The 12,907-nt window shown below is 31.9% G+C and carries 13 protein-coding genes; 6 read left to right on the top strand and 7 right to left on the bottom strand.

Going from position 1 to position 12,907, the window contains the following annotated elements; all coding sequences use genetic code 11:
* Nucleotides 1–9: 9 nt before the first annotated feature.
* The 5 genes from AC1EUV_RS06255 (at nt 10) to glmM (ending at nt 7,102) form a co-directional block, all read left to right on the top strand.
* Nucleotides 10–834, top strand: a complete 825-nt coding sequence (locus AC1EUV_RS06255; RefSeq protein ID WP_480197822.1) for a hypothetical protein — start codon at nt 10–12, stop codon at nt 832–834.
* On the top strand, nt 827–2,224 hold the full coding sequence (locus AC1EUV_RS06250; RefSeq protein WP_480197821.1) for a peptidylprolyl isomerase: 1,398 nt from the start codon (nt 827–829) through the stop codon (nt 2,222–2,224). Before AC1EUV_RS06255 ends, AC1EUV_RS06250 begins: the two co-directional genes overlap by 8 nt.
* Nucleotides 2,225–2,236: 12 nt before the next feature.
* A complete protein-coding gene (locus AC1EUV_RS06245; RefSeq protein WP_480197820.1) occupies nt 2,237–3,190 on the top strand; it encodes an AAA family ATPase in 954 nt (317 codons plus the stop codon).
* Between the two features lie 186 nt (nt 3,191–3,376).
* Nucleotides 3,377–5,617, top strand: a complete 2,241-nt coding sequence (gene rpsA, locus AC1EUV_RS06240; protein WP_480197819.1) for a 30S ribosomal protein S1 — start codon at nt 3,377–3,379, stop codon at nt 5,615–5,617.
* A 93-nt stretch (nt 5,618–5,710) separates the two neighbouring features.
* Complete coding sequence (gene glmM, locus AC1EUV_RS06235; protein ID WP_480197818.1) at nt 5,711–7,102, top strand: phosphoglucosamine mutase; 1,392 nt, start codon at nt 5,711–5,713, stop codon at nt 7,100–7,102.
* Here the strand turns inward: glmM and AC1EUV_RS06230 are convergent.
* The gene (locus AC1EUV_RS06230) at nt 7,099–7,989 is read right to left on the bottom strand and encodes a lysophospholipid acyltransferase family protein (RefSeq protein WP_480197817.1); all 891 of its coding nucleotides are present in this window, start codon (nt 7,987–7,989) and stop codon (nt 7,099–7,101) included. The genes glmM and AC1EUV_RS06230 overlap by 4 nt on opposite strands.
* A 62-nt stretch (nt 7,990–8,051) precedes the next feature.
* Between AC1EUV_RS06230 and AC1EUV_RS06225 the strand changes: the two genes are divergently transcribed.
* The gene (locus AC1EUV_RS06225; RefSeq protein WP_480197816.1) at nt 8,052–8,699 is read left to right on the top strand and encodes a rhomboid family intramembrane serine protease; all 648 of its coding nucleotides are present in this window, start codon (nt 8,052–8,054) and stop codon (nt 8,697–8,699) included.
* 5 nt (nt 8,700–8,704) lie between these two features.
* Here AC1EUV_RS06225 and AC1EUV_RS06220 read toward each other — a convergent pair whose 3' ends face one another.
* The 6 genes from AC1EUV_RS06220 to AC1EUV_RS06195 form a co-directional block, all read right to left on the bottom strand.
* On the bottom strand, nt 8,705–9,601 hold the full coding sequence (locus AC1EUV_RS06220; protein WP_480197815.1) for a haloalkane dehalogenase: 897 nt from the start codon (nt 9,599–9,601) through the stop codon (nt 8,705–8,707).
* 18 nt (nt 9,602–9,619) lie between these two features.
* Nucleotides 9,620–9,991 (bottom strand): VOC family protein, encoded by a 372-nt coding sequence (locus tag AC1EUV_RS06215; RefSeq protein WP_480197814.1) that lies wholly within the window; start codon nt 9,989–9,991, stop codon nt 9,620–9,622.
* Nucleotides 9,992–10,140: 149 nt separating this feature from the next.
* Nucleotides 10,141–10,752: an alpha-ketoglutarate-dependent dioxygenase AlkB family protein gene (locus AC1EUV_RS06210; protein WP_480197813.1), complete on the bottom strand. Its 612-nt coding sequence runs from the start codon at nt 10,750–10,752 to the stop codon at nt 10,141–10,143.
* 1 nt (nt 10,753) lies between these two features.
* Nucleotides 10,754–11,677 carry an alpha/beta fold hydrolase gene (locus AC1EUV_RS06205; protein WP_480197812.1) on the bottom strand — a complete coding sequence of 308 codons (924 nt, stop codon included), beginning with the start codon at nt 11,675–11,677 and terminating at the stop codon, nt 10,754–10,756.
* A gap of 11 nt (nt 11,678–11,688) precedes the next feature.
* Nucleotides 11,689–12,132 carry an SRPBCC family protein gene (locus AC1EUV_RS06200; protein WP_480197811.1) on the bottom strand — a complete coding sequence of 148 codons (444 nt, stop codon included), beginning with the start codon at nt 12,130–12,132 and terminating at the stop codon, nt 11,689–11,691.
* Between the two features lie 76 nt (nt 12,133–12,208).
* Nucleotides 12,209–12,727 (bottom strand): DUF4468 domain-containing protein, encoded by a 519-nt coding sequence (locus AC1EUV_RS06195; RefSeq protein ID WP_480197810.1) that lies wholly within the window; start codon nt 12,725–12,727, stop codon nt 12,209–12,211.
* Nucleotides 12,728–12,907: the final 180 nt, after the last annotated feature.

The raw sequence follows: 12,907 nt of genomic DNA, 5'->3' as shown, positions 1-12,907 counted from the left end.
TATTGTTTCTTGATTTTAATTCTGGCGGTTTCTTGTGTTAATAAATCTGAAAATGACAACGCGGTAGCACGTGTTTATAATAATTACTTATATCAAGATGATCTAAATGCAATATTACCACAAGAATATCTCGAAAAGGATAGTTTATTAATTTCTAAAAACTACGTAGATAATTGGGCGAAAGAACAGTTATTATTAAAGAAGGCAGAAATTAATTTAAGCGAAGATATAGATCAGATTGATGAATTAGTTGCTCAATATCGTCAAGATTTATTGGTAAATAAGTATAAAGAAGCAGTGGTTGAGCAGTATTTAGATACGTTATCAACCTCTAAAGATATTGAGGCCTTTTATACTGAAAACAAGGAAATATTTAGATTAAATGAAGAGCTAGTTAAGATTAAATATATACTTATTGGTAATGAAGTTTTAAACCCAAAAGATTTTGAAGAATTATTTAGATCTAAGAAGAAAGAAGATATTGATAGCTTAAAATCTAAGGAGTTACAACTAAAATCATACAATCTAAATGATTCTATTTGGATACGATTAGATGATATTTTAAAAGAAATACCATCATTTGATAATAGTGACAAAGAACGAATACTAAATAAGACAAAGTTTTTTGAAAAGAAAGATTCATTAGGAGTATATTTGGTCGCCGTTAAAGAAGTTCTTAGAAGAGGAGAAATTGCTCCTATGAGTTATGTTATACCGACGGTTAAACAAATGATATTGCACAGGCGTAAGCTTGAATTATTTAAAAAAATAGAAGAAACACTAATAGAAGATGCAATTAATAATAAAGAATTTGAGATTTATGAGCGTGAGTAGAAAGATAATAATGTTGTTTATGATTGGCTGTACAATTACATCAACATTATATGCGCAAGATACTATCGAGAATGATAGTTCTAAAGTAGAGAAAACGTACCTGAATAGAATAAAACTTGACGGAGTCGCTTCGGTGGTTGGTAAGAATATTGTATTAGATTCAGAGGTTGATGCCTTTAAAAAACAGCTAGAGCAGCAAAGTGAGGGTAAAGTAAAGGCTTCAAGTTGTGAGATTTTAGAACAAGTTATGGATAGAAAATTACTGGCTCATCATGCAGTTATTGATAGTGTGGTAGTTACCGATGCAAGTGTAAATCAAAGAGTTGAACGTAAGATAGCTTATTTAATGCAACAACTAGGTTCAGAAGATAGGTTGGTTAAGTATTATGGGTTTGACAATATTTCTGACTTACGTGGTGAGTTTGTAGAAATTGAAAAAGAATCAGCATTAATTGAACAAATGGAAGCTACGTTAACTGAAAAAGTTGATGTTACTCCTGAAGAAGTAAGAAGCTATTATAAGAGTTTAGAAGATGAAGGTAATTTACCTGATTTTGGTGCTGAAGTAGAGCTAGCTCAAATTGTGCTTTATGCAAACCCGTCTCAAGATGAAACGGATAAAGTCATTAACAGACTAAAAGAGATTAAAAAAGAGGTAGAGAATGGTGATAGTTTCACTATGAAGGCTATTTTGTATTCGGAGGATCCTGGTGTAACAGATAATAAAGGAGCTTACACTATAACCCGTGAGAGCGGATTTGTAAAAGAATTCAAAGAAGCTGCCTTTAGCTTGGATGAAGGAGAAATGTCAGAGCCATTTAAATCAGATTTTGGCTATCATATTTTGCAAGTAGAAAAAATTAGAGGTCAGCAAAGAGATACTAGGCACTTATTACTGCAACCAAAAATTGCTGAAGAAGAAAAATTACAGGTAAAAGATACTTTGGCTCAATTAAGAAAAGATATTTTAACTCTAAAAATGACTTTCGAAGAAGCAGTTGATAAACATTCTGAAGATAAAGATACTAAGAGTAATAAAGGCTTATTAGTAAACCCTTTAACCAGTGACACTAAGTTCGACCTTACAAGAATGGATCCAGCTCTTTACGCTAGAATAAGTGTATTAAAAGAAGGGGAAATAAGTGAAGTCTTTTATGACGAAACTCGAGAAGGTGAAAAAATGTATAAAATCATTTTAGTAAAGAAAAAAACACCGGCTCATAAAGCAGATCTTAGTCAAGATTATGTTAAGATTCAAGATTTGGCTCTCCGCAAGAAAAAAGAAGAAACAATTGCAAAATGGGCAAAAGAGAAAATAGGTGATACGTATATTAAAATTAATAACGATTACAAGAGGTGCACATTTAAGAATAATTGGTCTAAAAACTAATCTACTATCTCTATGTCAGACGTTGCGGCTATCGAAAATCTTGTTAAAAAACATACTCAATTAAAATCAGAAATTGCTAAGGTAATTGTTGGGCAGCACGATGCTATAGACCATGTGTTGTTATCTGTTTTATGTGGTGGTCACTCATTATTGGTAGGTGTACCAGGTTTAGCTAAAACATTGTTAATAAACACGGTAGCAGAAGTATTAGGTTTAAATTTTAAGCGAATACAGTTTACACCGGATTTAATGCCTTCAGATATTTTGGGTAGCGAAATATTAGACGAAAGCAGAAAATTCAAATTTATTAAAGGGCCAATATTTTCGAATATCATTTTAGCCGATGAGATCAATAGAACACCACCAAAAACCCAGGCAGCTTTATTAGAAGCTATGCAAGAAAAAGCTGTGACTGTAGCTGGTCATCATTATAAATTAGATGCGCCATTTTTTGTTTTAGCAACGCAAAACCCTATTGAACAAGAAGGTACATACCCATTACCTGAGGCACAGCTAGACCGCTTTATGTTTTCTATTTATTTAGATTATCCCTCTTTCGAGGAAGAAGTACTAGTTGTTAAGAGTACTACAACTGATGTACAAAATAAAGTGAGTCCAATATTTTCTGCTCAAGAAATTATTGATTTACAACAGTTAATTAGACGAATTCCTGTTGCTGATAATGTAGTTGAATATGCTGTTACGTTAGTTGGTAAAACAAGACCAGATGTAAATGGGGCACCACAGATAATTTCTGATTATATAGATTGGGGAGCAGGTCCAAGAGCGTCACAAAATTTAATTCTAGCAGCTAAAGCTAATGCAGCTGTTAATGGCAAGTATTCACCAGATATAGAGGATGTGCGTAAAGTAGCAAATGCAATACTACGCCATCGAATTGTTAAGAACTATAAAGCTGAAGCTGAAAACATCTCTGAAAAGGAAATTATCACCAAACTTTTCTAACCAATTTTTTTCTTTTTAATCTGTTAATTTACTTATTGTTAAATTGATAAATAAGTTGTAAATTTGCACGCCTTTTTGAGCGAGTTTAGATTTACAAAAAGGATTTACTCAAAAAAGTTAAACATCTCTTAGTTGTTTAATCGCGTAAAAATCTAATAAACAATAAGATACAAAACTATTAGACTTATGTCTAAACTTCAAGAAAAGATCGAGTTATATACTGCAGAAGTTGAAAAACATGGTATAAAAATCGACACAAATTTACTCGCATCAGTAACAAAAGGATTAGGTCCTTCTATCTACAAAGCAGATTCAGAAAAAGTATCAAGCTCAGACTCAAAAGAATTAGAGACTGTAAAAAAGAATTTTTTGATCAAAAAATTAGGTCAAGAAGATTCTGCAAAACTAGATGATGCTATTGCAAAAGCAATTGAAACAATTGGTTCATCAAACAGAAATAAGTATAGAGCTATTTTCTATACTATATTAGTTGAAGAACTAGGATTACAATCTTTTTACGAAACTTCAGAAAAAGAAGAAGTAAAAGAAGAAACTAAAAAAGAAGAAAAAACCGAAATGAAAGAAGAAGCTGTAGCAGAGGCAAAAGCTGAAAAAGTAGAAGAGAAAGTAGAAAAGGTAGAAAAAGTTGAAACTGAAGTTGCTCAATCTGTAGAAGCAACAGCTACTAATACTCAAGAATTTTTAGATAATTTCGACTGGCATAAATACGAAGAAGGTATTGAGGCTGTTGACGAAGAGAAATTAAAAGCTTTCGAGAAAGCTTTAGAGGGTACTGTTGGGTTTGTTGATGAACGCGAAGTAATCGAAGGTACTGTAACACGTTTAACAGAACGTGAAGCTATTATAGATATCAATTCTAAATCAGAAGGTGTAATCTCATTAAATGAGTTCCGTTACAACCCAAATTTAGCTGTTGGTGATACAGTAGAAGTATTAGTTGATAAACGTGAAGATGCTACTGGTCAATTAGTATTATCTCATAAAAAAGCGAGAGTAATCAAAGCTTGGGAGCGTGTAAACACAGCACACGAAACTCAGGAGGTTGTTAATGGTTACGTAAAATGTAGAACTCGTGGAGGTATGATCGTTGACGTATTTGGTATCGAAGCATTCTTACCAGGTTCTCAAATTGATGTGAAACCTATTAGAGATTACGATCAGTATGTTGATAAAACGATGGAATTCAAAGTGGTGAAAATTAATCACGAATTCAAAAACGTTGTGGTATCTCACAAAGCATTGATCGAAGCTGATATCGAATTACAGAAAAAAGAAATTATCAGTCAATTGGAAAAAGGTCAAGTACTAGAAGGTATTGTTAAGAATGTAACATCTTATGGTGTATTTGTTGACCTTGGAGGTGTTGACGGATTAGTACATATTACAGACTTATCTTGGAGTAGAATTAATCACCCAAGTGAAGTTGTAGAATTAGATCAAAAATTAAATGTTGTAATTCTTGATTTTGATGATAACAAGTCAAGAATTCAATTAGGTCTTAAGCAGTTAAGCAAGCACCCTTGGGAGGCTTTAGATGAAAACTTAAAGATTGGTGATAAAGTAAAAGGTAAAGTTGCAATTATTGCTGATTACGGTGCATTTATCGAAGTTTCAGAAGGCGTTGAAGGATTAATCCACGTATCAGAAATGTCTTGGTCTACACATTTGCGTTCAGCTCAAGATTTTGTAAAAGTTGGTGACGAAGTAGAAGCGCAAATCTTAACTTTAGATAGAGAAGAGCGTAAAATGTCTTTAGGTATGAAGCAATTGCATCCAGATCCTTGGACAGATATTACTTCTAAATATGCTGTAGGTTCTAAACATACAGGTATTGTACGTAACTATACAAACTTTGGTGTTTTTGTTGAGTTAGAAGAAGGTATTGACGGCTTAGTATATATCTCTGATTTATCTTGGACTAAGAAAGTGAAACATCCATCAGATTTTGTAAAAGTTGGTGATAACTTAGAAGTTCAAGTATTAGAGTTAGATGTTGAAGGGCGTAAATTAAACTTAGGTCATAAACAAACTCAAGAGAATCCTTGGGATAAATACGAAGAAGTATACACTATTGATTCTGTACACTCTGGTGTTGTAAAAGAGAAAACAGACAAAGGTGCTATTGTAGTATTTAATGACGAAGTTGAGGCATTTGTTCCTAATCGTTATACTGAAAAAGAAGATGGTTCTAAATTAGCTAAAGGCGAAACTTTAGACTTTAAAGTACTAGAATTTAGTAAAGAGTATAGACGAATTGTAGCTTCTCATACTTCAATATTCAAAGCTCAAGAAGAGAGAAACTTTAAGAAAGCTCAAAAGAAAATGGCAGATAGTGTTGAAAAACCAACATTAGGTGATGCTAACGAAGCTTTACAAGCTCTTAAAGATAAAATGGACGGTAAATAAAAGCCAATCATTTTAAATATTTTAAAACCGCTCATATATCGAGCGGTTTTTTTATGCAATATCATTTATATTTGCTTTCATTAAAATTGAACTATGACCTTAATAAAATCAATCTCTGGAATTCGCGGTACTATTGGCGGAAATGTAAACGATAATCTCACTCCTATAGACGCTGCAAAATTTGCTGCAGCTTATGGAACTTGGTTATTAAAAAGGAATAATTCTAAAGATAATTTAAAAGTAATTATTGGTAGAGACGCTCGTATTTCTGGTAAGATGATCAGTAGTATAGTTGCAAATACATTGGTTGGTTTGGGTATTAATGTGGTAGATGTGGGCTTATCTACAACACCAACTGTAGAAGTTGCTGTTCCTTTAGAAAATGCTGATGGAGGTATTATTTTAACAGCATCTCACAATCCGAAGCAATGGAATGCATTAAAATTATTGAATGAAAAGGGTGAGTTCTTAAATGGAGAAGATGGAGCTGAGATTTTAAAAACTGCCGAAGCCGATAATTATGCTTTCGCGGAAGTAGATGATCTTGGTATTTATATGAAGGATAAAGGTTATATAGATCGACATATCGAAGAAGTTTTAAAGTTAGAGTTAGTAGATGCAGAAGCTGTTAGAAATGCAAATTTTAAAGTGGTTGTTGATGCTGTAAATTCTACAGGAGGTATAGCTATTCCTGCTTTATTGGATAGGCTAGGAGTAGAATGTGTTAAACTGTATTGTGAACCCAATGGGCAGTTTCCTCATAATCCAGAGCCGTTAAAAGAACACTTAACAGATATTTCTGAATTAGTAGTTAAAGAAAAAGCACATTGTGGTATTGTTGTAGATCCTGATGTAGACCGTTTAGCGCTGGTATGTGAAGATGGTTCTATGTTTGGTGAAGAATATACACTAGTTGCTTGTGCAGATTATGTATTAAGTCAAACAAGAGGAAATACAGTTTCTAATTTATCATCGTCAAGAGCATTGAGAGATGTCACAGAAAAACATGGTGGTAGATATCAAGCAAGTGCAGTTGGAGAAGTAAATGTTGTTCAGTTGATGAAAGATATAAATGCTGTTATTGGTGGAGAAGGCAATGGAGGTATTATATATCCTGCATCGCATTATGGACGTGATTCATTGGTCGGTGTTGCTCTATTTCTAACACACTTAGCAAAATCAAATATGAGTTGCAAAGCTCTTCGAGAAAGCTATCCTAGTTATTTTATGAGTAAGAATAAAATTCAATTAACTCCGCAATTAGACGTTGATGAAATTTTAAGGACAATGGCTGAACGCTATAAGAATGAAAAAGTAACAACCATAGATGGTGTAAAAGTTGATTTTGAAGCTGAATGGGTGCATCTTAGAAAATCTAATACTGAACCTATTATTAGAATTTATACAGAAAGCACATCACAAGAGAATGCTGATAACTTAGCTAAAAAAGTAATGAAAGAAATTGCCGAAGTAGCCGGTATTTAACTTTTAATTGGAGCTTTATCTATATGCTTAAAGCGTTTATGAGTCCAGAAATAATATTGTGGTGTTTCACGTATTTGTTTTTCTACGATTTCTAAAAACTGATCTGTAATTTTATAATCATCAACTGTCTTAGGATCATCTGTCGTTTCTATAAATGTAGTTTCATAATAACCTCTTTTGATCTTTTTTGTAGTGAAAATCACAATAGGTAAATTATGTTTCTTTGATAAAAGTTCTGCACCAGTATGTATAGGTACATTCTTTACACCCAAAAACTCACCCCAATAGTGCGCTTTCTTAGGTTTGGGTGATTGATCACCCAAAAAACCATAAAGAGATAATTTATTATTTTTTGTATTTTCTCTAATTACAGAAAAAATTTCTTTAGTGGGTACTAAAGTTGTGCCAAATCTTCCTCGGGTGTCTCTTACTTTTTTATCAAAATAAGGGTTCTTCACCTTTTTATAAATGGCATAACCATTAAATTTTACTTGTGTATTTAAAATAAAAATCCATTCCCAATTTCCATAATGTGCAGCAAGTAGCATTCCACTTCGGTTTTCATTTTCTAGCTTATGTAATATGTCTAAATTTTTAAAAGCATATCGTTTGGTTATTTCTTTTTTAGAAATAGTAAAAGACTTTATCATTTCTACAAAAATATCAGTAAAGTGCCGATATGATTTTTTAGCAATATTCTTTATTTCTTCTTCACTCTTTTTTGGGAATGCAAGATTTAAATTATGATAAACAGTTTTTTTACGATAACCAACTATGTAATAGATTATATAATATGCTATATCAGAAATAAAATAGAGTACTCTAAATGGTAAAATTGAGAGTAACCAAATAAAAGGATAAACAAGTATAAAAGTTAAAAATTGCACTCGTAAAATTTTGAGCAAATATCGGTATATAATTTTATCTTTGAACAAAATAATTCTATTGAATGAATGCAGCTGTACTTACTATAATTGCCGCTAATGTTATAGTTTCTTTTAAAGGTTTTTCTGATCGTCTTTTTATTGAGAAAAATAAGTTTCAAGTTGGGCCTATTTTAAAGGGAGAACAATTGCGGATGTTAACTTCTGGATTTTTGCATGTAGATCAAGCACATTTATTCTTCAATATGTTTGCGCTTTATATTTTTGCAGACGAGGTGATTAATCAAGTTGGTGTATTAAAGTTTGTTATTATTTATTTTGGTAGTTTGTTGGCAGGTAGCACTTTGTCTTTAAGTATGCATAAGCGTGAACCTTATTATAGTGCTGTTGGTGCATCTGGAGCAGTAATGGGTATTGTTTATGCCGCTATCATGTTGAATCCTGATATGCGGTTGAGTTTTATATTCTTTCCTGTATTTGCTTTTCCTGGATGGGTATTTGGTGTAGGATATTTTCTATATTCTATATATGGTATGAAAGCGCAACTTGGAAATATTGGTCATAGTGCTCATATGGGTGGGGCGATAGGAGGCTTTGTTTTAACATTAGCATTATACCCTCAAATATTTTTAGAAAATAAAAGAATTATTCTAATTCTGGCTTTACCAATTATATTGATGTTTCTATTTAAAGATAAATTAGAACGGAATTAAATTTGTTATTTATTAGCTAAATAAAACTCAGTAATTAGCATTGCAAGTTCTTCTCCTTTTTCTTCTTGAATAAAATGACCAGCTTCGAGTATGGTATGATTTTGACCCTGTGTGCCGGGAATCATTTTTTGAAATATTTTTTCTGCTCCTTTCATAATATCGTCTTTATCGCCAAAAATGGTTAAAAAAGGTTTTTTCCATTGTGTCAAATGCTTCCATGCTTCTCTATTTTTAATAGCTTCGAGATCGTTTTCTTCTACAGGAACTATCATTGGGAAAATTCTAGCACCAGCTTTATATTCCTCAGAAGGATAAGGAGCATTATAAGCAACAATGATGTCTTCAGATAGCTCTTGATAAGTACCTTTATTGATTATTTTACCAATATCAAATGATGATGAATGTTGGGAATATGCTCGCCAGTTTAAAAAACTCTCAGGCATAGGAAATTCTCCGTTTGGTAAAAATGTATTAGAAGCTACAACCATGTCGAAGTGATTAGGTATTTGTGTAATAATACGAAGCCCAAGTAATCCGCCCCAATCTTGACAAAAAAGAAGTATGTTGGTTAAGTTTAGTTCTTTAATAAATGTAGTAAGCCAATCCATGTGATTTTGATAGCTGTAATCTTTCTGATCAACAAGTTTATCTGATTTGCCAAAACCTATAAGATCAGGTGCTATAGCTCTAAAATTATTGGCTACCAAAACAGGAATCATTTTACGATATAAATATGACCAGCTAGGTTCGCCATGTAACAACAAAACGATCGGATCACTCTTATCGCCTTCGTCTAAATAATGTAATCTTAAACCTTCTTCTACATCGATATAATTACTTGAAAAATTATATCCTGATAAATTTTCGAACCTACTTTCTGGGGTTCTAACTACTTTTTTCATGTTTAACACTTTTAATAATTAGATGTGCTGGTCTATCAATACTGGATTTCCATCAGGATCAACTACTACAAAATTAGCAGGGCCCGAACTAGATTCATCTGCTTCATTTTGAAATTTTATGCCTTTGTTTTTTAGATGTTTTTGAATGTCACGAACATCAGTAAATTTGTCTAATTTTTGCGCGTTTTCATCCCAGCCAGGATTAAAAGTCAAAATATTGTTTTCAAACATTCCTTGAAAAAGACCTACTAAAGCATTACCATTTTTCATAATTAAATAATTTCGTTCTAGTTCTCCTGCAAAGACAGAAAAGCCTAAATTTTCATAAAATTCTTTTGAAGCATGTATGTCTTTTACGGCAAGACTAATAGAAAAAGCACCGAGTTTCATAATAAGTAATTAGAATTTAGTTCATTAAAGATAGTAATTTTAATAGTGTGCTGTTAGTTCGAGTTTTCCGTAGGAAAGTATCGAGAACTCAAACACATCTCGATACAAATTTGCTCATACTTCACAAATTTACTCGATGTGACAAATGATTAGTTCTCTTCGATAGTTCTAAATGTAAGATTGACACGTGGTTTATGTACTTTTTTAGTAGGTGGTAGGCGATGCAACCAATTGGTTTGGGTTTCACCTTTCATCACTAATAAAGAGCCATGTTCTAGAATTAAATCTATTTTTTGTTTAGTTTCTTTATGCTTAAAAGCAAATTTTCGCTCAGCCCCAAAGCTTAGAGAAGCAATTGCGCCATTCTTTTTTAAGTCTTTTTCACCATCACTATGCCAAGCCATACCTTCAGAACCATCATGATAAAGATTTAAAAGGCAAGAGTTATACGTTTCATTTGTTTTTTCTTCTACTAGTTGCTTTAATTTTAGTAATTCAGGTGTCCAAGGCAAAGCGATTTTAATTCTGTTAGAATACGAGTATTCAAATTGTTTTTCTGCATACCAAGCTACTTTACGCTTGGTAATTATTAGTTTACCAAAGATTTTAGCTTCGTCATTTTTCCAATCTATAGTATTTAGTAATTGCTCGTAATAGTAATCTGCTTTTTGTGATGGTAATACTTTTCCATAATAGTTTACGATGCCATCTTTATGTAGTAAATTTTGAGATTCTTCTAATGTGCTACTGAATAAATCCAATTTAGTTATTTATTAATAATTTAGAGTTAAATTCTTTTATTTCTCTTAGCACGATATCAGGATCAGTTTTATGAATATGATGAGGTTTTTCTACGATGATATGTTTTTTTATATGACTTTGTGATTCATCTATCAATTCTTTCATATACCCTAGATACGTATCTTTAGAATTTCCATCATTTGCAGTAGCAGAAATTATATAAATCGGCAAATGACTTAAGGCTACTTTTGTGTTTTTAAATTGCTCTATTGATTCGTCTATAGCTGCCATTTCATTGCCATAGCTTTTTATACTTTTGGAAGTTTTATAAGTTGGGTGTGGCGGGGTAGGCAATAAGTAATATGGGATCCCACTCCAAGAAAGGTTCGTTAAAGCGTAATTAAAAAGTTTTTCGGTATACGATGGAGGTGGTAAACCATCTTTCATTTTTTCATGACTAGGATCAATTAAGAAAAGCCCAGCAGCATTTTCTGGGAATGAATGAGCATAGAAGCGAACATGTGCTCCACCAATTGAGTGACCGACTAAAACATAAGGACCAGGAATCTGTTCTTTAACAAGTAATTCATTTAATTCTTCTGCAATTTGTTTTGTAGTACGAGGAGTTTTTCCTTCTTCGCTAAAACCTAAACCAGACCTATCATACATAAAAACACGACCAATAGTAGCCAATGAATCTTGAATGTTACTCCAAGTATTCATATTTTCACCCAGACCAGTTTCTAATACAAAAGTAAATTCGCCATTACCAAATAATTTATAATGCATTTTGTTATTAGATAAACTAGCAATCTTGCCCGCGGGTAGATACTCTTTAACTACTTTTTTATCATACCTATATTGAGTTATGGTTCCATAAATTAGAATTCCAAAAATGAAAGTAAGTAGCAATTTAAAAAACCATTTGACTATTTTTTTTAGCATAATAGTATAAATTATTCTATATAGTTCTCAGCAAGGTTTTTAAAATTGTTCATCCACTTTTCACCTTGTTTTCTATACATACTTGGATAGAACCAACCCATTAATTTTGGTAAAAAAGTCATACGTATGTAATCAACTTCCATAGTATAGCGCGTTTTATTTTCTTCTAGCTTTGTAAAAGTGGCTAGAAAAGTATTATCCATATGTTTATGATGGTAAAATGCTTCAAATGTTTCTGGTAATTTATTGGTTTTAATGGTTTCGGTTAATACCATATCTCGCTTACCATGTTTATAATACATTTTAGAAATAGCTCCATCTTGACCAACCGTACCACTAACCAATTCTTTTTTCACAAAACCATCTTGATAATCTTTTAAATATTGCGGATCTGCAAACAGTTTTGTAACAATGTCTAAAGACTGATTAATATCTATATGCGCTTTGAATTTCATTTCTTGAAGAAAATTGAACTACTCAAAGATACAAAATGAATGCTTTGGTGTTAAAAGCGAGAGCTTTACCTAATAATCACTTTCCAGAAACTAAATAATTGTAAAAATTGGTATTTAATTCATTTAATATACCTGGTATAGATGTAACGTAAGACTTATACTTTTTTATAACTCTTCCCTTTTTAAAAAGTGAGCTACCATCCTGTAGATCGAAATCTACCCAACCCATATCGTACTTGCTATTGAGTTTTGATTGAATTTTTAAAGGCTCAAACTTGTATTGTCCATCCTCAAAGTTAATTTTAATGGTATATTTTACATGATAGTATTGTTTACCAACATTTATAGCATTCTCTTTTATATTTGAGAATTGTATAAAATCATTTTCGTTTTTGATATTGATAATTTTATCAGGATGCACAAAGTTGACACCAATCCATTGTAGTGCTTTTTTATACAAATCGGCTTTAGAGTTACTTTTGATAGAATATGATATATATTTTGGACTTAAACCTTCTTTGGTATAAATAAATTCATCTTGACTATAAGCTAAAGCTGAAAATATTAGTAGTATATAAACAAGTTTATTTCTCATTTTTAATTGATTTACTCAAATATATAAAATGAAAATTGTGTAAAAAAGATTTAAGTTTCGTTAATCGTGTTCGTGTATGATTAGTTATGGGAAATTCGGTTAGAATTTTCCGATAAAGACACAAGTTAATTAATTCCGAGGATTTTCCGATAGGGAAATCAGAAGTAATTAATTATACAC

The organism is Maritimimonas sp. 2304DJ26-3 (assembly GCF_056591635.1).
The sequence above is the reverse complement of the archived record's forward strand: the minus strand, read 5'-3'. Positions and strand labels throughout refer to the sequence as shown.

What these genes read in the sequence shown, in the direction of transcription:
- AC1EUV_RS06205 (WP_480197812.1), bottom strand. Translation starts at nt 11,677, where the DNA reads ATGCTAAAAAAAATAGTCAAATGGTTTTTTAAATTGCTACTTACTTTC.
- AC1EUV_RS06225 (WP_480197816.1), top strand. Translation starts at nt 8,052, where the DNA reads ATGAATGCAGCTGTACTTACTATAATTGCCGCTAATGTTATAGTTTCT.
- AC1EUV_RS06200 (WP_480197811.1), bottom strand. Translation starts at nt 12,132, where the DNA reads ATGAAATTCAAAGCGCATATAGATATTAATCAGTCTTTAGACATTGTT.
- glmM (WP_480197818.1), top strand. Translation starts at nt 5,711, where the DNA reads ATGACCTTAATAAAATCAATCTCTGGAATTCGCGGTACTATTGGCGGA.
- AC1EUV_RS06195 (WP_480197810.1), bottom strand. Translation starts at nt 12,727, where the DNA reads ATGAGAAATAAACTTGTTTATATACTACTAATATTTTCAGCTTTAGCT.
- AC1EUV_RS06245 (WP_480197820.1), top strand. Translation starts at nt 2,237, where the DNA reads ATGTCAGACGTTGCGGCTATCGAAAATCTTGTTAAAAAACATACTCAA.
- AC1EUV_RS06220 (WP_480197815.1), bottom strand. Translation starts at nt 9,601, where the DNA reads ATGAAAAAAGTAGTTAGAACCCCAGAAAGTAGGTTCGAAAATTTATCA.
- AC1EUV_RS06215 (WP_480197814.1), bottom strand. Translation starts at nt 9,991, where the DNA reads ATGAAACTCGGTGCTTTTTCTATTAGTCTTGCCGTAAAAGACATACAT.
- rpsA (WP_480197819.1), top strand. Translation starts at nt 3,377, where the DNA reads ATGTCTAAACTTCAAGAAAAGATCGAGTTATATACTGCAGAAGTTGAA.